General features: G+C 62.8%; 20 protein-coding genes. 13 read left to right on the forward strand and 7 right to left on the reverse strand.

Annotation, left to right across the window (positions count from 1 at the left end):
* The first annotated feature begins 10 nt into the window (after positions 1-10).
* The 4 genes from AC07UX_RS17050 (at position 11) to AC07UX_RS17065 (ending at position 5232) form a co-directional block, all read left to right on the forward strand.
* Entirely contained in the window at positions 11-1606 is a 1596-nt protein-coding gene (locus AC07UX_RS17050; RefSeq protein WP_495193168.1) for a GMC family oxidoreductase, read from the forward strand.
* A gap of 160 nt (positions 1607-1766) precedes the next feature.
* Positions 1767-3086, forward strand: a complete 1320-nt coding sequence (locus AC07UX_RS17055) for an MFS transporter (RefSeq protein WP_495193169.1) — start codon at positions 1767-1769, stop codon at positions 3084-3086.
* Between the two features lie 65 nt (positions 3087-3151).
* Complete coding sequence (locus tag AC07UX_RS17060; RefSeq protein ID WP_495193170.1) at positions 3152-4582, forward strand: carbohydrate porin; 1431 nt, start codon at positions 3152-3154, stop codon at positions 4580-4582.
* An 11-nt stretch (positions 4583-4593) separates the two neighbouring features.
* Positions 4594-5232 (forward strand): flavin reductase family protein, encoded by a 639-nt coding sequence (locus AC07UX_RS17065; protein ID WP_495193171.1) that lies wholly within the window; start codon positions 4594-4596, stop codon positions 5230-5232.
* 71 nt (positions 5233-5303) lie between these two features.
* On the opposite strand, the gene AC07UX_RS17070 is transcribed toward AC07UX_RS17065, so the two are convergent.
* The 6 genes from AC07UX_RS17070 to AC07UX_RS17095 all read right to left on the reverse strand — a co-directional run bounded on the left by AC07UX_RS17070 (position 5304) and on the right by AC07UX_RS17095 (position 11262).
* Complete coding sequence (locus AC07UX_RS17070) at positions 5304-6296, reverse strand: SDR family oxidoreductase (RefSeq protein WP_495193172.1); 993 nt, start codon at positions 6294-6296, stop codon at positions 5304-5306.
* 22 nt (positions 6297-6318) lie between these two features.
* The gene (locus AC07UX_RS17075; protein ID WP_495193173.1) at positions 6319-6693 is read right to left on the reverse strand and encodes a hypothetical protein; all 375 of its coding nucleotides are present in this window, start codon (positions 6691-6693) and stop codon (positions 6319-6321) included.
* A gap of 12 nt (positions 6694-6705) precedes the next feature.
* Complete coding sequence (locus AC07UX_RS17080) at positions 6706-8580, reverse strand: glycoside hydrolase family 15 protein (protein WP_495193174.1); 1875 nt, start codon at positions 8578-8580, stop codon at positions 6706-6708.
* The gene (locus AC07UX_RS17085) at positions 8580-9020 is read right to left on the reverse strand and encodes a DMT family transporter (protein ID WP_495193175.1); all 441 of its coding nucleotides are present in this window, start codon (positions 9018-9020) and stop codon (positions 8580-8582) included. Before AC07UX_RS17085 ends, AC07UX_RS17080 begins: the two co-directional genes overlap by 1 nt.
* Positions 9020-10180: a Gfo/Idh/MocA family protein gene (locus AC07UX_RS17090; RefSeq protein ID WP_495193176.1), complete on the reverse strand. Its 1161-nt coding sequence runs from the start codon at positions 10178-10180 to the stop codon at positions 9020-9022. The genes AC07UX_RS17085 and AC07UX_RS17090 overlap by 1 nt, the downstream gene beginning before the upstream one ends.
* A 107-nt stretch (positions 10181-10287) precedes the next feature.
* Complete coding sequence (locus AC07UX_RS17095) at positions 10288-11262, reverse strand: LysR substrate-binding domain-containing protein (protein ID WP_495193177.1); 975 nt, start codon at positions 11260-11262, stop codon at positions 10288-10290.
* A gap of 206 nt (positions 11263-11468) precedes the next feature.
* Here AC07UX_RS17095 and AC07UX_RS17100 point away from each other — a divergent pair, with 206 nt between their 5' ends.
* The 4 genes from AC07UX_RS17100 (at position 11469) to AC07UX_RS17115 (ending at position 14452) form a co-directional block, all read left to right on the forward strand.
* Positions 11469-11912 carry a GlcG/HbpS family heme-binding protein gene (locus tag AC07UX_RS17100; protein WP_495193178.1) on the forward strand — a complete coding sequence of 148 codons (444 nt, stop codon included), beginning with the start codon at positions 11469-11471 and terminating at the stop codon, positions 11910-11912.
* Between the two features lie 67 nt (positions 11913-11979).
* The gene (locus AC07UX_RS17105; protein ID WP_495193179.1) at positions 11980-12900 is read left to right on the forward strand and encodes a LysR family transcriptional regulator; all 921 of its coding nucleotides are present in this window, start codon (positions 11980-11982) and stop codon (positions 12898-12900) included.
* A gap of 96 nt (positions 12901-12996) precedes the next feature.
* A complete protein-coding gene (locus AC07UX_RS17110) occupies positions 12997-14097 on the forward strand; it encodes an aldo/keto reductase (protein WP_495193180.1) in 1101 nt (366 codons plus the stop codon).
* A gap of 16 nt (positions 14098-14113) precedes the next feature.
* Positions 14114-14452, forward strand: a complete 339-nt coding sequence (locus tag AC07UX_RS17115) for a hypothetical protein (protein WP_495193181.1) — start codon at positions 14114-14116, stop codon at positions 14450-14452.
* Positions 14453-14651: 199 nt separating this feature from the next.
* Here the strand turns inward: AC07UX_RS17115 and AC07UX_RS17120 are convergent, their stop codons facing one another.
* On the reverse strand, positions 14652-14960 hold the full coding sequence (locus AC07UX_RS17120; protein ID WP_495193182.1) for a hypothetical protein: 309 nt from the start codon (positions 14958-14960) through the stop codon (positions 14652-14654).
* Between the two features lie 305 nt (positions 14961-15265).
* Here AC07UX_RS17120 and AC07UX_RS17125 point away from each other — a divergent pair, with 305 nt between their 5' ends.
* From AC07UX_RS17125 to AC07UX_RS17145, 5 genes are all read left to right on the forward strand, one after another.
* The gene (locus AC07UX_RS17125; RefSeq protein ID WP_495193183.1) at positions 15266-15901 is read left to right on the forward strand and encodes an amidohydrolase family protein; all 636 of its coding nucleotides are present in this window, start codon (positions 15266-15268) and stop codon (positions 15899-15901) included.
* Positions 15868-16149, forward strand: coding sequence for an aldo/keto reductase (locus AC07UX_RS17130; RefSeq protein ID WP_495193184.1), 282 nt, complete (start codon positions 15868-15870; stop codon positions 16147-16149). Before AC07UX_RS17125 ends, AC07UX_RS17130 begins: the two co-directional genes overlap by 34 nt.
* A gap of 510 nt (positions 16150-16659) precedes the next feature.
* Positions 16660-17310, forward strand: a complete 651-nt coding sequence (locus AC07UX_RS17135) for an anti-phage protein Upx-like protein (protein ID WP_495193185.1) — start codon at positions 16660-16662, stop codon at positions 17308-17310.
* Positions 17311-17343: 33 nt separating this feature from the next.
* Positions 17344-17916 (forward strand): DNA-3-methyladenine glycosylase I, encoded by a 573-nt coding sequence (locus AC07UX_RS17140; RefSeq protein ID WP_495193186.1) that lies wholly within the window; start codon positions 17344-17346, stop codon positions 17914-17916.
* Entirely contained in the window at positions 17913-18425 is a 513-nt protein-coding gene (locus tag AC07UX_RS17145; protein WP_495193187.1) for a membrane-like protein, read from the forward strand. The genes AC07UX_RS17140 and AC07UX_RS17145 overlap by 4 nt, the downstream gene beginning before the upstream one ends.
* Positions 18426-18461 lie beyond the last annotated feature (36 nt).

An 18461-nucleotide genomic window follows, 5' to 3' on the forward strand; every position in this document is an offset into this window, starting at 1 on the left:
GGAGAGCGTGATGACAAAAACATATGATTATATCGTGGTTGGTGGCGGATCGGGCGGCTGCGTAGTGACGCAACGCCTGGTCGCGGCCGGCAAGAGCGTACTGTTGCTGGAAGCGGGACCGGCAGACAATACCCCTTTCATCCATATGCCGGCTACCTTCATCCGTGTCATCGGGACCAAGCGGACATGGATGTACAAGACGGAAGCCGAAGACAGCATCCTGGGCCGGCAGATGTATGTGCCCCAGGGTCGCACGCTGGGCGGAAGCTCCTCGGTCAACGCCATGATCTACATCCGTGGTCAGCGGCAGGACTATGACAATTGGGCCGCGCTCGGCTGCGATGGCTGGAGCTATGACGACGTGCTCCCCATCTTCAAACGTGCGGAAAACAACCAGCGGCTGGCCGGTCCCTATCATGGCAATGATGGTTTGCTACACGTATCCGACCTGCCCTATCACCACCCGCTCAGCTATGCGTTCATCCGGGCGGCACAGCAGGCGGGCGTGCCGTTTTCCGACGATTTCAACGGAGAACGTCAGGACGGCGCCGGATTCTTCCAGACCACGACCCATGATGGCCGGCGCGGATCGACGGCGGCGACCTACCTCAAGTCGGTGCGCGGCAATCCGCTGCTCACCATCCGCACCGAAGCGAGCCTCGATCATCTGCTGTTCGAAAATGGGGCCGTCTCCGGCGTCGCCTATCGCGACAAGGCCGGTCAGGTCTATCAGGCGCTGATCCGGGAAGAGTGCATCCTTGCCGCAGGCGGCATAGGTACCCCCAAGCTGCTTCAACTGTCCGGCATCGGTCATGAAGGCGAGCTGGCCGAGCATGGGATCCGCGCGATCCGACACCTGCCCGGCGTCGGCGAAAATTTTCAGGATCATATCACCGCCTCCGTCTATGGCCAGACGAGACATCCCATCAGCCTGCTGGGCGCGGACAAAGGTATCAAGGCGGCGCGGCACGGCCTGCAATATATCCTGTCGCGCACGGGTTTGCTCACGTCCAACGTGATCGAAAGCGGAGCTTTCGTCGATACCACGGGCAGCGGGCGGCCGGACATCCAGATCCATGTCACGCCACGGCTGGTCGGCGATTTCGACCGCGAGCCGCCGCCGGGACATGGCATCACCATAAATCCCTGCATATTGCGGCCGACATCGCGCGGCACAGTGAAACTGCGTAGCGCAGATCCCAACGATCAGGCGAAGATCGTCGCCAACAACCTCACTACGCGAGAGGATGTAGAGACATTGTTGCGCGGGTTGAAACTCTCACGGCGCATCCTGCGCGCACCTGCACTCGCCGCCATGGTGGATCGGGAAATCCTGCCGTCGGCGGACGACTATATTTCCGACGCCGACCTGGAACATCACGCCCGCAAGGTCGCCAAGACAGTCTATCATCCGTCCTGCACCTGTAAAATGGGCAAGGACGACATGGCGGTGGTCGATCCGAAACTGCGCGTCCATGGCGTACCGCGGCTGCGGATCGCCGACATCTCCATCATGCCCGAACTGATCAGCGGAAATACCAATGCTCCCACGATCATGATCGGCGAACGCTGTGCCGATTTTCTGCTCGAAAGGCAGCTCGCATGATCGTTTGACTGTTGACTATATCAACACAAATGGCAATATGTGCACAAGGAAGATCGCAGACCTAACTGCGGCAAACGATCATCGGATTGTTCATGGAGACTAGGATGGCTTACGAGAGGTTTGCCGGCGCAAAGACGTGCGCCTGCAAGGTGGTGATGCTATGAATAGCGTTGCAGCCGTATCGGCAATACCCGCAGAATTGACCGAACAGGAAAAGCGCGAAGCCGCAGTCGTCAGTAAGGTGGCCTGGCGCGTTCTGCCCTTCATCGTCCTGTGCTACATCGTAGCCTATCTAGACCGCAGCAATCTCAGTGTGGCCGCGCTGACGATGATGGACACGCTTCAGCTGAGTTCAGCTCAGTTTGGTTTTGCAGCCGGCATCTTCTTCCTGGGCTATATATTGTGCGAGTTACCATCGAACCTGTTGCAGGTGCGGTTCGGTCCCCGCCGCTGGATCGCACGGATCATGATCAGCTGGGGTATTTTGGCCGTCTGCATGGCGTTCGTGACGGGGGCTAACAGCCTGTATGTCATGCGCGTACTGCTCGGCATCGCCGAAGCGGGCTTCTTTCCAGGCATCATCTTCTACCTCGCCTTCTGGTTCCCCGCTGCTTACCGCGCGCGCGTCTTCGGCTGGTTCCTGGCCGCCATCCCGATCTCAATGATCATCGGCGCGCCGATCTCGGCGAGCCTTCTCTACATGGACGGCATTGCCGGCATGCACGGGTGGCAATGGCTGTTCATCATAGAGGGTATGCCAGCCGTGCTGCTCGGCATCGCCTGCCTATATGTGCTGACGGACAAGCCCGAGGACGCGACCTGGTTGGATGAGAGCGAGAAAAAGACGCTGATCGCGTTGCTGGCGCGCGAAAGCGGTCCGCCGTCGGACGGCAGCCACGGCCCGGTCGGCGAAGCGCTCACCAACCCGCGCATGTGGCAGATGGCGGTCGTCAACCTCGGCCTCATCGCCGGCAGCTATGGCATCGTCTTTTTCCTGCCCCAGATGGTCGCGGAATTCGGCGCCACCCATTTGCAAAATGGCTTCATCTCTGCGTTGCCGTTCCTCACTGCGCTGGTGGGCATGCTGGCCTGGAGCTGGCACTCAGATCGGACAAACGAGCGCCGTTGGCATGTCGTCGTGCCTATGCTGTGTTCGGCGGCGGGCTTCGTCGCGGCAGGCTTGATCGCCGGGCCGTTCGGCAAAACTGTTGCGCTGATGATCGCGGCTGCCGGCGCCTACATGGCGATGGGACCTTTTTGGCAATATGTCCCGACCTTCCTGCGGCATGGCAAGAGCGCAGCGGCGGCCATCGCACTCATCAACATGATTGGCAGTCTTGCCGGCTTCTTCGCCCCCGTTCTCATGGGCGAGGCGAAGCAACTGACCGGCAGTTATCTTGGCGGGCTCGTCTTTACTGCTCTGCTCGTAGGTTGCGGCGGTCTGATGGCGATCCGTCTCACGGCAAAGCGATCCAATTGACGCGTCGATGATACACGTCCGCATCGTCCAAAGGCGACGGTCGGACCATGATTAGGAGCAGGAATATGTTTCTCGCACGTTCGCGGGCCCGTCGTCGCGCGCGCCTTATGTCCGCAGGTCTCGTCGTTCTGAGCGCAACGGCGCCCGCCTTCGCCCAGCAGAACCCTGTTATCACCGCGCAGCCAATCCAGACCGAGCCGCAGCCACAGGCGCCTGTGGCCGTCGCCGAGCCGGCACCATCGCCAGCTGCGCCGCCCGTTGCCGACGCGCAGGCGATGGCCGCCAGGTTCAAGCGGTTCGATGCGCTGACGGAACCGGGCTTGACCACTAACTTTCCCGGGTCGGCGGACTCCGTGCTGGGCGACACCGGCGGTTTCCGCACCTGGCTGGCGGACCGCGACATCGGCCTGCAGGGACGGCTCGGGTTCGTCGGCGTCTATAATCCGCTCGACACGGGACAGCCCCGATCGCCGCAGCGCTATAACGGACAGCGGCCCACCGTGCAGACCCAATCGCTCAACATCATCGCCACGATCGGCCTTGACCAGATCGGCCTGTCCGATTCCAAGATCATCGTTGGCGGTAATTATCTGGTGACGACCTTCTTCCCTAACGGACCGAACACCGTGGGCTTCCGCAACCTCGCCTGGTATCAGCGCTTTGCCGGCGGCAGGGTCGAACTCAAATTCGGCATTATGCCGCTTTATTATGAATTTGTCGGCTTCTATGCCGGCGGCAGCCCCGTGCTTGCTTCGGGCGTCACTGGCCTCATTCCGATCCAGGCGGGGCTGAGCGCCGACCCCGCGCCGACCCCCGCAGCCGTCATGACCTTTCATTTCAAGAAGGGCGGCTATGTGAAAACCGCCATCCAGCGGAGTACCGCGCCGGCGGGCACGCCGTACGAGTTACAACATAACGGCCCCAACATCGCCTTCAAGATGAAGGATGCCGGGCCGATGTATATCGGGGAAATCGGTGTGCGGCGCGCGGCCAGCGCCGATGGCAAACAGATCTGGGTGCGTGCGGGCGGCTTCTACAACGACTCCCATTACACGCGCTTCGACGGCACCGGAAAGACATCGAACAAATCCGTCTATGCCGCGGCGGATTTTCAGATGACCCAGCCGGACCAGACACGCCCCGGCCGGGGCTTCTACGTTGGCGGCAGCGCGTTCTGGGCGCCTGATAATGTCAATCGCATTACCCAGACCTATGAAGCGCGCGTCTATCAGATCGCGCCCTTTGCCGGGCGGGCCTCGGACTCGGCAGCGCTGCGGCTGGGCTATAGCAAATTCTCGCCCGATGGCCGGCGCGCCAGCCAGGCGAACGGGCTGCACGCCAATGATTATCAGCTGTCGGTGACCGGCAGCTACTCCTATCACCTGTCCAAGGGCGTCTATTTCACGCCAGCGGCAGCCTATATCAAGAATCCGGCAGCGATCGGCGATTTCAAGGATGCGCTGTCGCTTTCTGCCACTATTTACGCACTGTTCTAGGAGGGTTGTTAATGGTCGGGGCGCACATGCATTTCTACGATCCTGCCGATGGTCACGGCCTGCCGCACGATCCGTTCAAGGCGATCATTGCGCCGCGCCCGATCGGCTGGATTTCAACGCTGGACAAGGATGGGGTCGCCAACCTGGCACCCTATTCCTTCTTTGCACCGATCAGCGACAGGCCGCCCATTTTAATGTTCGTGAGTGATGGCTGGAAAGATAGCGTCGCCAACGCGCAAGCGACCGAAGAATTTGTATGGAATATGGTCTCAGGTGACCTGATCCACGCGATGAACCAATCGGCGGCGCTGGTCGACGCCACAGTGGACGAGTTCGCGCTCGCCGGCCTGGAAAAGGGCGCGTGCCGATCCGTCCGAGCACCCCGCGTCGCTTCCAGTCCGGTAGCCATGGAATGCAAAGTCATCGAGATACGACAGGTGATGCAGCTTGATGGCCTTCCGCTGGAACGGTGGACTGTCACTGGTCAGGTCGTGGGCGTACATATCCGGCAGGACCATCTACGTGAAGGACTGTTCGACACGGCCTCGGCAAGGATATGGGCGCGTGGCGGATACCGGGACGAATATTTCGAAACCGGCCGCGAGGCCATGGCTCGGATCGAAAGGCCTGGCAATCCTCCCTTTGCCTGACGCGGTCCGTTAGGTCGTCTGCCCAGCGTTATGATGGTTTATCAAGCGCGTGATCGGACCCGGCGGTCTTATCATGGATCGCCCTTGCCGCCGCCTGCGCCCACCACGGTGCCAGTCGAGTAGCTCGCTTCATCGGAGGCTAAAGCGACGTACAGCGACGCCAGTTCAGCCGGCTGACCGGCGCGTCCGAGCGGCGTCTCCTTGCCAAACTCCTTCATCGTACCGGGTAATTGTCCACCGGCCACCTGCAATGGCGTCCAGATCGGTCCCGGCGCCACGGCGTTGACGCGAATACCCTTCTTGGCGAGTTGCTTTGCCATGCCCTTGGTGAGGTTGAGGATCGCAGCCTTGGTCGAGGCATAATCGATCAGATCTTCGCCCGGATCGTAGGCGTTGCGCGAGATCGTGTTTAGGATCACCGCGCCGGGCGGCAGCGCCGGAATCGCAGCTTTGCTGAAGCGGAAGACGTGGAAGATGTTGGTTTCGTACGTGCGGACGAACTGCTCGTCGGAGATTTCCAGTATGTCTTCCCGGTTCTGCTGATAGGCTGCATTATTGACGAGGAGGTCAAGACCGCCAAGCGCAGCGATCGCCTTCTTTACTGTCTGCTCGCAGGCGCTCTGGGTGCGGATATCGGCCGGCAGCAGGATTGCTTTACGCCCCGCCTGTTCGATCAGTTGCTTCACCTCCCGCGCATCAGGCTCTTCGCTGGGATAATAGTTGATCGCCACGTCCGCGCCTTCACGCGCGAAGGCGATCGCGACAGCACGACCGATGCCGCTGTCGCCGCCCGTGATCAGGGCGCGCCGCCCCTCCAGCTTGCCACTCCCGCGGTAGCTTTTCTCCCCATGATCGGGACGGGGGTCCATCTTGCCGGTCAAGGCAGGCCAAGGCTGACGCTGTTCCGGGAAGGGTTCGGTCCGATATTTGGTTCGGGGATCGCGCAGGGCCGGGCCAGCTCCGCCGACAGCTTGCCCTGCTGCTGCCGTTGGTGCCGCCACTGCGGCCAGCCCTAATGCTGCCCCGCCCAGAACGGCACGGCGAGATGCTTCAAGGTCGTTCATATCGTATCTCCATATACATGGTTCATTGTTTGCCATCCGGCCTGAACCGGTCATCAATCTCGGCCGCCTTGAGGTCTGAGGCCCACCCGCCGCCGAGCGCCTTGAACAGGCTCACCCCGCGATCAAGCAACTGCGCATCGGAGGCGGCGAGGTCGTTCTGCGCGGCGATCAGCACCTGCTCGACGTCGAGGAGACCCGCTTCTGCTTGTGCTATAAGCGCGCGGGCGATGATGATGTTGGCGAAGGTCCAGTTGAGGAGCGGGCCGACCGGGAACGACGTACCGCTGCGCGACGTCGCCGCGCCGATGCTCGGGCCGGCCGACCCGTGGCGACGGCGGCGCGGGCTTCTCCTTGCCGCCGCAACCACCAAGGGCGATCGCCAGAAGCGCCGGTACACATAGGCGCAGTCTCATTCTGCGACCACCATCACCGATCGCTCCCCATTACCCGTCAAGCCGAAGTGGGCAATCGCCTGCTCCAGCCGCACCGCGTGGTTGATGACGCACATGTGCGTGAAACCCTGCGGCACGTTGCCGCGCTGTTCACCGGTCGCCGCGTCAATCTCCTCAGCGAACAGGCCCACGTCGTTGCCGCGCGCCAGCAGCCGTTCGAACATCGCCTTCGCCGCCGCCGTCTCGCCGGCCAGCGCCATCACGCCGACGCGCCAGAAGGCGCAGGCTGTGAAAGTCGCCTCCTCCCCCTCCAGCCCATCGTCGGGCATTCTGTAGCGATAGGTCAGGTCGCCCTCGCTCAGCTCACGCTCCACCGCACGCAGCGTCGAGCGGGTGCGCGGATCCATCGGATCGAGCGCACCGAACAGCACCGTGCGCAGCACCGCGGCGTCGAGCACGTCGGAGCCATAGGCCTGCATCCACGCGCCGCGCGCTTCGTCCCAGGCGTCATGCTCATATTCACAGCGCAGGTCTTCGGCGACAGTGCGCCATGCCGCGATGCGCTCCGGTGTGAACCCGCCGAGATGCTCTGCCGTCTTCGCCGCGCGGTCGAGCGCCACCCATAGCAGCGCCTTGGAATGCTGGAGATGCTGCGGCGGCGAGCGCAATTCCCAGATGCCGCGATCGGCCACGTCGCGGCAGCGCACCGCATGGTCCGCCAGCGTCTCGATCAGCGCGGGCAGGCGGCCGGCGATCCATGCGGGCGGATCATAGTCCACCGCCTCCAGCCATGCGTGCAGCGCCACCATGAACTCGCCATAGATGTCGTGCTGCTGCTGCCCGTCCGCAGCATTGCCGATGCGGACCGGGCCGATGCCGTTCCAGCCGGGCAGATGCGGCAGTTCCACTTCTTCCGGCACCGGGCCATCGATGCCGTGGAGCAGGCGCAGATGTTTCGCATCGCTGGCGTCGGCATCGAGCAGGAAGCGGAGATATTCACGCGCCTCGCGTTCCAGCCCCAGGTTGCAGAAGGCGGTAACGGTGAAGCTCGCGTCGCGCACCCAGCTGTAGCGATAGTCGAAATTGCGGTTGCCCGGCACCGCCTCGGGCAGGCTGGTGGTCGCTGCCGCAACGATCGCGCCGGTCGGCGCATAGGTCAGCAGCTTCAGCGTCAGCGCGCTGCGCACCACCGCCGCGCGATAGGCACCGTCATAGCGGATGCCGGCGGACCACTGTTTCCAATAGCGCTCGGTGCGGTGGATGTCGCGGCGCACATCCTCATCGGTGTGGACAACGGCGCGCAGGTCCGCACCGACCAAAGTCATCGCCAGCCAAGCGCAGTCGCCCGTGCCAAGGTCAAAGGCGATAATGAGCATGCCGTCCACCAGATCGATCGCATGCGAGGCGGTGACGTCGATCACGCACTCACCACAACGCAGCCGCCATCCGCGCGCGATCGCATCGGCTGCGAAAGTGCCGCGCCCATAGTCTGGCGTCGCGTACAGCGTGAAGCGTCCCGCCACGCGCCCGCTTCTCGCGGTGACGAGCCGGATCAGCCGCCCCTGCGCATCGCCGTCCGGGCCATCGTCGGTGTGGGTTTCGGGCGGGTGGACCGGCATCACGTCGGTCAGCCGTGCCGTTCCCGCAGGCCCGGCGAATTGCGTGTCGAGTATGGTACTGTCGCCGCGATAGGCGCGAGACTGCGGCGCGAGCCCGTCGAAGGCGATCGCGGCGCAACCGCCGTTCGCCTCGTCCAGCAGACGCAGCAGCAGCGCAGGGCTGTCGTGACGCGGCCAGCACAGCCAGTCGATCCGACCGTCGCTGGCGACCAGCGCGGTAGTGCGGGTGTCGCCGATCAGCGCATAGTCCGCGATGAGCTTGCTGTGCGGCATCAGAATTTCGCGATCAGGCCCAGGCCTGCGATCATCAGCGCGCCGCCGGCCATGCGGCCGATCCCGGCGCGGTGCATCTCGAAGCCGAGCAGCCCGAAATGGTCCATAGCGAGGCTGACGACTACAGCCGCCGTTACCGTAACGCCCATGAACAGCGCCGCCCCAAGCTTGTCGGCGACCAACAGGTTCGCGGCGATGTACACCGCCCCCAGCACGCCGCCGATCCAGCCCCACCACGGCACCTGCGCCGGCCCGCCGTCAACCCAGCGCGCGCCTGTCACGGCGACGGCCGCTAGCCCGCTCGCAAAGGTCGCCGCGCCGATGATCGTCAGCGCCCAGGCCGGCGCGCCCAGCGCCTTGCTCAGCTGCGTGTTCGCGCCGGTCTGGATGGTGTTGAGTATGCCTGCGACGAGCGCGAACAGGATGAGGCCGATCTGCATCACATGATCTCCGGTCGGACGGGTGCGCCGGTTGCGGCGCTACGATAGATGGCGGCCATCAGCCGGTGATCACGTTCGCCCATTGCGCCGGGCGTGTCGGGCGCGACACCCTCGGCGATGCAGCGCGCGAAATGCTCGATCTCCGCGGCGAACTGGTTCACCGGTGGCAGGACGATCTCATTGCGGCTGGTGTGATCGCCCTCGCGTGCGATGATCGTCATCCGCTGGCCGGTATAGGCGTAGGCATTGGCGACATCGACAGTGGCGGTCGCGAAGTTCAGCCGCGCATGCTTGTCCTCGCGCGCGCCATAGCTGGTCAGACATTGCGCGACGCAGCCCGAGGGAAAGCGCAGCGTGAAGGCGACGGTCTCCTCCACTTCGGCAAAGCGCGCATCGTCGGACGGGCTGTGCGTCGTCGCCCAGACGAGATCGGGCGTCTCGCCGGTCAGGTGGCAGGCGGTGTTGACGAGATAGAGGCCGATATCGGGCAAGGCTCCGCCGCCCGCCATGGCCGCCTTATGACGCCACTGGCGGTCTCCATCCGCGGCCACCGTCTGCACGTTGGTCAGCGTCATGCCGACCAGCCGTCCGAAACGCCTTGCTGCGACCATCGCACGCAGTCGCCGGTGGTACGGTTCGTAATGAATGCGGTAGGCGATCATCAGCATGACGTTCGCCGCGGCGCAGGCGGCGGACATCGCAGCAGCCTCCGCTGCATCCATGGCCATCGGCTTCTCGCACAATATGTGCTTTCCGGCCTGCGCAGCGCGCTCGACAACTGAATGATGCATTGCGTTGGGCAGCGCGACGATGACAGCGTCGATTGATGGATCGTCGACGATGCGGTCGAAATCTTCATAGTCGTAACGTTGCCCAAGCGCGATATCGTAATGATCAGCGATCAGCTTAAGTTTGTCTGGCGTCCCTGAGATCAGTCCTGCAAGTCGCACGGTCCCAGACGCCGCGATCGCCGGAAGATATTCCTCCAAGGCCAGCCGACCGAGCCCGATGACAGCGACACCCAGCCGCTGTTCCACCGGGCGCGGCAGTGGGGGCGGAGCCCCGGGCAGATCTGCAGGAGAGCGCCACGGCGGGAAGGTCACCGAACCATCGCGTACGACACCGGTGTCGACCTCGCTTGGCCCCACAAAATTGATCATCGCGTGCCGATCCCGGCGCGTTCGTCGCTCGACATTCTGGATGCTCCCATACAACCTGTCCGGTCGTTACGGGCTGAACGAACGCTATTGGGGAAAGTCTATTGCGCTTATCGCAATGCAGCATTGATGCTTTGTGGGAAATCGCGCTGAATAGCCGCTAGCGCGTCTGTCAGGAAATCGAGGAACGACCGCGTCCGCTGCGGCATGTTGCGCCGATCTCGATAGACCGCAAAGATGTCGGCGCGATCCACGCAATGGTCGCCAAGCAACTCTACGAGACGTCCGTCTGCGATCGCGTCCTGCACGTCCCACTCGGTCTTCAATGCTATCCCCAGGCCTGCCTCAGCCCAGGCCTGCACAACTTCCCCGCTATTGCTGCTAAGCGCGGCAGGCACGCGAACGGTCTCCATCACCCCGCCGCACTGAAACATCCAACGGTCGAGCGGCACGTCGTCACGGATTACGGCGAGGCAGCGATGCGCGGCGAGATCAGCGGGCAAGTCCGGTCGGCCAAATTGTGCGAGATAGCCGGGCGACGCGCACACAATGCGACGTGCCGACAATATCCGACGCGCAATGTAATCGCCTTTGTCGGGTGCACCGACGCGGATCGCCAGATCGAACTCACCCAATGCAAGATCGTCGCTGACATCCGACAAGGACAACCGGATCCCGACATCGGGGAACAGCCGGGCAAATTCGGCAGCTACCGGCGCGATATGTCGTCGGCCAAATGAAAGCGGCGCAGCGATCGTCAATGAACCGGAAGGACTGCCGGTTCGACAGCGAAGCTCGTCTTCGGCCTCGTCCATCAGTTGTACGATCTCACGCGCCCGCGCGAGAAACAACGTGCCGTCATCCGTCAGGCGAACGGCTCGCGTTGTGCGGCTGAGTAACCTGACACCGAGCGACTGTTCGATCGCCGCGATGCGCCGGGTGATGGCCGCGGGCGACACATCAAGCTGGCGGGCAGCCTCGGCGAAACTTGTACTGGTCGCGACGCGGACGAAGAGGCGATATTGGTCGGAAGAGAGCATTCGTGGAAAGCTAGCGCGAGCAGCGTTTCCTTCAACGATTTTCATATCCGGGCATTTGGTGCCTGCGCTACACCGAACGCATTTCCTCAAAGACCAGCTCATTCTGACGGAAATGCGGAACTGTTGCCTGATAAGCAAATGTGCTTACCGCATTGGGCGTGGATCCAGGCACGTGCCCCTGACATTTATCCGGCAACCACTCACCGCCGGAAGACCATAGCATGTTTCGCGTCTCACATGGTGCAATGACGATGTTGATGATCGCCGCGTCGACGTCGCTTTCGGCCCAGTCTGTTGTGAACCAGCCCAATGTAAGCACAGCAGAGGCGCGTCGCCTTGTCGAGTGGGCTACGGCACGCGCCGCGGCGCAGAATATGCGGATTTGCGTGGCTATCGCCGACGCCGACGGCCATCTGCTCGCGTTCGAGCGAATGCAGGGCGCCTATTCGGGTTGCGCCGATGCCGCATTGGCCAAGGCCCGGTCCGCGGCACGGTTCAATATTCAGACGAACGATTTTTATAAAATGGCACGCGATCAGAATCTTGGGATCGGCTTCATTCCCGAAATCTTGCCGGCCGTGGGTGGCGTGCCGTTGAAACAGCGCGCTGCGGTCGTCGGATCGGTCGGCGTCAGCGGCGATACCGATCCGACCGAACAGGCGCTTGCGGTGGAAACCGCCGCCCAGTTCCGCTGATCGATCGCAGGCATGATGCGACAACGGATGGATTGCCGCTCGCCTCATTACGGCCTACTCGGCAATAATGACGCGCCTGGACAGTATCGACGATTTTCGCATCATCGAGGCCATCGCGCGCAGTGGCAGCCTGTCGGAAGCGGCTCGCGATCAGAATATATCCCTGACGGCGCTGTCGAAGCGCCTCAAACGCGTAGAGTCGAGCCTGAATATCAGGCTGGTCAACCGGACAACGCGACGGCTGTCGCTGACGGCGGAGGGCGAGCAATTCGCCGAAGCTGCACGGGCCGTCATACTTGCCGTCGAGGATGCCGAGGAACTGAACGTATCGGGGACGCTTCGCGGCGTTGTCCGGGTGACGGCCACGGCAGCTTTTGCAAAGCGCCACATCGCCCCGCGCCTGCCAAGGTTTGCCGCACTGCATCCCGGCATCGTCGTGCAGGTGATCACCTCCGACCGCATCCTGGACCTGGTCGCGGACAAGATCGACGTGGCCTTTCGCCAGGCGCCGCTCGGCGATGGCAGGCTGATTACGCGGACAATCGCGCCCGATGCCTTGTTGCTGGTCGCCTCGCCCGACTATCTCGCGTCAAGGGGCAATCCCTCATCGCCTTCACAGCTCGTGGACCATGCAACGCTCCCGGTAGGCGATCCCATCACGCGCAACTGGACCCTGTATCGCGGACTGGAGCGGGTGGAAGCCGCCATCACACCTGCAGCGTCGAGCATCGATGGCGAGGTGATCCATGCGGTCGCACTGGCAGGCGGCGGCATTGCGATGAAGGCCAGCTGGGATGTGATAGAGGATATTCGCGCTGGCCGTCTGGTCCGCGTGCTGCCCGATTGGTGGGGCACGCCGCGCCAGCTTCAGACCATCTATCCCATGCGCGCGCATCAGCCTCGCCGGGTTCGGGCACTGGTCGATTTCATGGAGGCCGAACTCCGGTCGGCGCGGCACGAGGCTGCGGACCTGAACCTCTTCCCCTGACGTTTCGTCAGCTTCCAGAGTCGCGACAACACGGGACCGGAGAATTCCGGCAACAATGGTCGTCGCACTCATCCACACTCATGATGAAGGAATGATATGAACGACCGCAGGTCTTTCCTGGCCGGAGCGGCCGGTGCCGCCGCAATGCTGTCCGCAACCGGGCGGGCTGGCGCAGCTGCGCCAGCACCGCTGCCGCAGAACCCCGGCGCCAGTCGCTTCCGGCCCAAGGGCCGGCTGGGCATGGGCGGCACACAGGTCGGCAGCAACCACTTCGCCACGCCGGCCGATCAGGCGGCGGGCGCACTCCAGGCCGCCTGGGACGAAGGTGTACGCTATTTCGACACCTCACCCTGGTACGGGCTCGGCCTCTCCGAGCGACGGTTCGGCACCTTCTTCGACGACAAGCCGCGGGGCGAGTACACCCTGTCGACCAAGGTCGGCCGCGTCTTGGTCCCCGATGCGGGGGTGGTCGGCAAGAAGGTGGGCAATTGGGCCATGGTCCCGCCAATGCGCCACGAATATGACTATAGTGCAGACGGCATACGCCGCTCCATCGAGCAAAGCCTGCAGCGTATGGGCATGTCGCGGCTGGATGTGGTGTTCGTCCACGACCTGTCGCCCGACAATGCCGATATGGGCGAGCGCTGGACCGACTATTTCGAGCAGGCGCGCAAGGGTGCCTTCCCGGAACTCACCCGCATGCGCGAGGAGGGTTTGATCAAGGCCTGGGGCCTGGGCGTCAACACACTCCCTCCGGCGCTGCGCGCGTTTGAGGTTGCCGATCCCGACATCATCCTGTCCGCCACGCAATATTCGATCGTCAAGCATGCCGACGCCTTGAATCAGTTGATGCCGGTCGCGGCGAAGCGCGGCGCATCGATCGTGGTGGGCGCGCCCCTCAATGACGGGTTCCTCGCCGGCGGCGAGCGCTTCAACTATAGCAAGGTGCCGCCCGACATGCGGGCCAAGCGCGCGCGGATTGCCGCGCTGGCGCAAGAACATGGCACCGATCTGCGCACGGCGGCGCTCCATTTCGCGATCGCCAACCCCACGGTATCGGCCATCATCCCCGGCGCTCGCTCGGCGACGCAGGCTTCTCAGAACGCGGCGTCGATCCGCGCTACCGTGCCGCCGGCCTTCTGGGCCGCGCTGAAACGCGAGCGTCTTATCGAAGCCAATGCGCCCGTCGATGCGTGATTGAAAAGGATCGCCAATGCACTGCCTGAAAGCCATCGCTCTTGTCACCGCTCTGGCCAGTCCTGCGAGCCTGCTCGCCGCACAGGACACGTCGCTTCCGGCGCCGGATCCCGGCCACAAGGCCATGAACTATCTGGTTGTGACCGGCTGGCCACAGGATGTAAAACCGACCGCGCCTGCCAGGTTCGAGGTTGTGGAAATAGAGCAGAGACCGTTCCTGACCGGTTTTCTCCAGAGCCGCGCGGATGGACTGGTAAACGGACGCCCGGTCAGCATCCCGACCAACGCCCTTGGCGAACTGATCGTAACCGATGATGCGGGCGGCAGGATCGGGCTGGTGCGGGCAAAGCCATGAGACTGTCGCGACGCGCATTATGCACAGGGTTGGCAGCGAGCGCACTGGCGCCTGCCCGTGCGTTCGCCCAGCCGCGCACCTCTCGGTCGCTGGTGATCCGCAATGCCACCATTCTGACGATGGAGGCCGGCGCGAAGCCTATGGCCGGCTCTGATCTCCTGATCGAGGGCGGCATCATCCTCCGGCTTGGCACCGCGCTTCAGGTGTCGATCGGCACGCGCGAGATCGACGGCACCGGGCAAATTATATTGCCCGGCTTCGTCGATACGCATTTCCATATGTGGAACGCGATGCTGCGCGGTCTCTCCCACAGCGCCAAGGGCGGCTTTGCGCCGACGATGAAAGCAGTGTCGCCGCTTTTTAAGCCGGAAGATAATGCGTTGGGCGTTACGCTAGCGGCTGCGCAGGCGATCGACAGCGGGATCACAACCATCCACAACTGGGCGCACAACATCATCAGCCCTGCACATGCCGAGGCCGAATGGGCGGCGATGGTCGCCAGCGGCATGCGTGGGCGGTTCGCCTATGGCCACCCGCAGGCACTGACCCCCGACAAAATGATGGACCTTGCCCATCTAGCGGACATGGCCCGGCGCGGGGGCACTGCCCGAATTTCGTTGGGAACGTGCCTGCGCGGGCCGGATCGTTCCGATGACGCCGTGTGGCGGCGGGAATGGGCGACGTCGCGCCAGCTCGGTCTGCCGCTCACCACGCACATCGCCTCGGACCGAAAGGCGGCAGCAGGCGCCGCGATCGATAGGCTTGCCGACGCAGGCCTAGTGGGCCCCGACACGATGCTGGTCCACGCGACCCATGCGTCGGCAGTCCAGTTTGCTCGACTTGGCGCAGGCGCGCGCGCCGCTGTCGATCAGCCCCTGGACCGAACTTGCGGTCGGCTATGGGGTGCCACCTGTCGCTGCGATGGCCGCAGCGGGCGTGCGCATGGGGCTGTCGTCCGACAATGTCGTGCTTGCCGGGCAGATCGACATGTTCGCCGTCATGCGAGTCGCGGCCGACCTGGCCGCCGGCATGGCGGAGACGCAGCAGGTCGTGGACGACGCCACGATCCTGCCCTGGGCAACGCGCGACGGGGCACTGGCGCTTGGGTTGAAGGATGTCGGCACGCTAGAGATGGGCAAGCGCGCCGATCTACAGATGATCGACGCCCGCTCCCTCAACCTGCGCGGCGCAAGCGATCCGGTGACGGCGATCGTCCGCGCGGCGCGACCCGCAGACCTGCGGATGGTGCTGATCGACGGCATCCCCCGCAAGCAGGACGGTCAGGTACTCGGCTTCGATCTGGCTCGAACAAGCGCACTGGGCTGCCGACAGAACCGACCGCCTTCGCGCGGAAGCTGTGATCTGACAATTGCGGCCCTTCTCAGGATTTCCTTCACCTTCCCAAGGACACTACCATGGAGTATCGCCTTCTTGGCCGCTCGGGCCTGAAGATTTCGACCCTGACGCTTGGCACCATGACCTTCGGCGGTGCCGGCAACTTCGCCAAGACCGGCGCCACCGATCTTGCGGGCGCCCGCCGCCAGATCGACATGAGCGTCGAGGCCGGCATCAATTTCTTCGATACCGCGGATATCTATTCCGCAGGTCTGTCCGAAGAGATACTTGGCGAGGCCGTGGCGCATCCACGAGCCCTTCATGGTCGCTCTTTCCAGCAATCAATTCGACGCTGCGGCTGAGGGCTATGATGCCCTTTATGAGGTGCCAGAGCAGATCGATGACGCTGAATGTGAGCGTCGGAGGAATCCAGAATTCGATGCGGCTTTCGTTGCTGAGTATGGAGTGACGCCCCTACGGATGGTCGATTTCGTTTCCAGACTGGGTGAGCGAGCTGTGGCTACCGGACACGGCAGAATCACAGTTCGGCGCTCCGAACTGATATCAGACCTCGTTGCCTTGGAAGAGGTGGACACTTCAGCGGCAGAAGCTTTACTTGAGGCGTCGTGCCTGGTCTCACGGGCCAAGTGGGATGATCCCTAGCCCGCCGGCGCAAGCACGAAGGATTGGTTTCCTTGGCGGCTCGCACGCCGGCTCAGCCTTCTTTAGAGGCCAATCGTGCAACTGACAAACGAGGATGACCCTCTTTGCGTGGTATCACCGATCATCGCTCAGCATGGAGTGGATCATGCACTCAGAGCTTATAATGCGCGCCTCCCGGACTCCTATTTTCGGTCGAAGGAGATGCGCTCTTGGGTGGTGGCGCAATCGATCGGCTTGGGCATGCCTTCAATCACAAGGTTGCTGACCAGTTGAAGGCACTCGGTCTTCAGGCTGAACCGGAATTCCTCATGACGCGCCTTGGTGGGGCTGCGAAGGATGGCGATGTCGATACCTTGGCGTGGAATTCATCGACCGGGGACGTGTTTATCATCAAGTGTAAACGGCTTCTTGCGGATAAAACGGTCGGTGAGATCGCAGAGCGTCTAGTAGAATTTGGTCCCAACCATATTGAGCGCAATGGGAAGCGTGGACCAACGCGCAGGCACCTAGACCGCGTAGAAATTTTGCGCGGCAAGCTACCGCAGTTGGGAGCTGCCACCGGCATATCGCAGAAGGATACCAAGCTGAGATCATGCTTGGCACTTCGGCGCTGGTGCCTATGCAATTTCAGCGCGAAGCTGCAGCCTATTTCGATGTGGTGTCAGATTTCGACGGGCTTGAAAGACACTTCATTTTCGAAGCTAGCGCACCAGCCAACCCGTCCATTTTCACTTAGGTTTGATTGCAGCGCAAAAGTCGACTACTCAATCGCTTCTGGAGCTTCGCTCCGTCCATTAAATCGCTTCCCTTGTCCACGGAATCGCTTTGGGGAATTGGGCAGATTTAGCAGAAATGCGTGAGGGGCTTTTTACTGATATGCTTTGGTGCAGACCATGAGCGACGCCGCACTGCCACGCTGTAGCTGGGTGAGTGCGGCGGACCCGCTTTACTGCGCCTATCATGACGCGGAATGGGGCGTCCCCGAGCGCGATTCGCGTATGCTCTGGGAAATGCTGATGCTGGAGGGGTTCCAGGCGGGCCTGTCCTGGATCACCATATTGCGCAAGCGCGAGACGTTCCGCACTGCCTTTGCCGGATTCGATCCGGACAAGGTGGCGACGTTCGGCGAGGCCGATATCGAGCGGTTGATGGGCGATTCCGGCATCGTGCGCGCCCGCGCGAAAATCGTCGCGACGATCCGGGGCGCGCAGATTTTTTGCGCCATGCGCGATTCGGGCGAGGATTTTGCAACCTATGTCTGGTCGTTCGTAGGTGGTCAGCCGATCTGCAATGACGGGGTGCATGTCCCGGCGAAGACCGACCTGTCCGAAGCGATTTCCAGGGATCTGAAAAAGCGCGGCTTCAAATTCGTCGGGCCGACCATCGTCTATGCCTGGATGCAGGCGATCGGCATGGTGAACGACCACGCAGCCGATTGCTTCCGCCGCGACGCGGTCGGCGCATGAGAAACGCCTGGCTGCTTCTGCCGATCCTGCTGCTGGGCGGATGCGGCGACGAAGAGCCGGCCACCAACCACAGCGAAGCGGCACCGGGCGTTGCGGCGCCCATCAACAATAGCGTCGCCAATGCGGCAATAGGGCCGCCCGAGCCGGCGCCTTTGTCGACTACCGATCCCAAGCCTTTGGTTTCACGTGAAACACCAGCAACGCGCCCGACAATCGCCGACTATCGGGCGATTGGGACCGAGCCTTTCTGGGCCGTGACCGTGCGCGGCCCGATCGCCCTGCTGGAGCGACCGGACCACCGGCCGCTGCGCTATGATGTGGCCCATGAACGCGATGATCGGGCGATCCGCTATCTGGGCGATGGCTTCACCATGACCGCGACCGCAGGGCCGTGCAGCGATGGCATGAGCGATGCGATCTGGTCCGACCGGGTGCAGGTCGCTTTTGGCGAAGGCACGTTGAAGGGGTGCGGCGGCGACCGGGAGGATATGCGGGAAGATCCGTTCTGATCGTTATGTCGATGGAACGCCCGCTGAAAGGGACAA

This window comes from Sphingobium sp. GW821-FHT02B05 (assembly GCF_059421905.1).

Coding starts and splice junctions, on each gene's coding strand:
- AC07UX_RS17120 (WP_495193182.1), bottom strand. CDS start 14,960: ATGCCGCTGGCGACCATCGCCGCCCATTCGGCCTCGGCATGTGCAGGG.
- AC07UX_RS17065 (WP_495193171.1), top strand. CDS start 4,594: ATGGTCGGGGCGCACATGCATTTCTACGATCCTGCCGATGGTCACGGC.
- AC07UX_RS17145 (WP_495193187.1), top strand. CDS start 17,913: ATGAGAAACGCCTGGCTGCTTCTGCCGATCCTGCTGCTGGGCGGATGC.
- AC07UX_RS17100 (WP_495193178.1), top strand. CDS start 11,469: ATGTTGATGATCGCCGCGTCGACGTCGCTTTCGGCCCAGTCTGTTGTG.
- AC07UX_RS17055 (WP_495193169.1), top strand. CDS start 1,767: ATGAATAGCGTTGCAGCCGTATCGGCAATACCCGCAGAATTGACCGAA.
- AC07UX_RS17140 (WP_495193186.1), top strand. CDS start 17,344: ATGAGCGACGCCGCACTGCCACGCTGTAGCTGGGTGAGTGCGGCGGAC.
- AC07UX_RS17085 (WP_495193175.1), bottom strand. CDS start 9,020: ATGCAGATCGGCCTCATCCTGTTCGCGCTCGTCGCAGGCATACTCAAC.
- AC07UX_RS17125 (WP_495193183.1), top strand. CDS start 15,266: ATGCGTCGGCAGTCCAGTTTGCTCGACTTGGCGCAGGCGCGCGCGCCG.
- AC07UX_RS17090 (WP_495193176.1), bottom strand. CDS start 10,180: ATGATCAATTTTGTGGGGCCAAGCGAGGTCGACACCGGTGTCGTACGC.
- AC07UX_RS17070 (WP_495193172.1), bottom strand. CDS start 6,296: ATGAACGACCTTGAAGCATCTCGCCGTGCCGTTCTGGGCGGGGCAGCA.
- AC07UX_RS17115 (WP_495193181.1), top strand. CDS start 14,114: ATGCACTGCCTGAAAGCCATCGCTCTTGTCACCGCTCTGGCCAGTCCT.
- AC07UX_RS17105 (WP_495193179.1), top strand. CDS start 11,980: ATGACGCGCCTGGACAGTATCGACGATTTTCGCATCATCGAGGCCATC.
- AC07UX_RS17080 (WP_495193174.1), bottom strand. CDS start 8,580: ATGCCGCACAGCAAGCTCATCGCGGACTATGCGCTGATCGGCGACACC.
- AC07UX_RS17130 (WP_495193184.1), top strand. CDS start 15,868: ATGGAGTATCGCCTTCTTGGCCGCTCGGGCCTGAAGATTTCGACCCTG.
- AC07UX_RS17050 (WP_495193168.1), top strand. CDS start 11: ATGACAAAAACATATGATTATATCGTGGTTGGTGGCGGATCGGGCGGC.
- AC07UX_RS17060 (WP_495193170.1), top strand. CDS start 3,152: ATGTTTCTCGCACGTTCGCGGGCCCGTCGTCGCGCGCGCCTTATGTCC.
- AC07UX_RS17110 (WP_495193180.1), top strand. CDS start 12,997: ATGAACGACCGCAGGTCTTTCCTGGCCGGAGCGGCCGGTGCCGCCGCA.
- AC07UX_RS17095 (WP_495193177.1), bottom strand. CDS start 11,262: ATGAAAATCGTTGAAGGAAACGCTGCTCGCGCTAGCTTTCCACGAATG.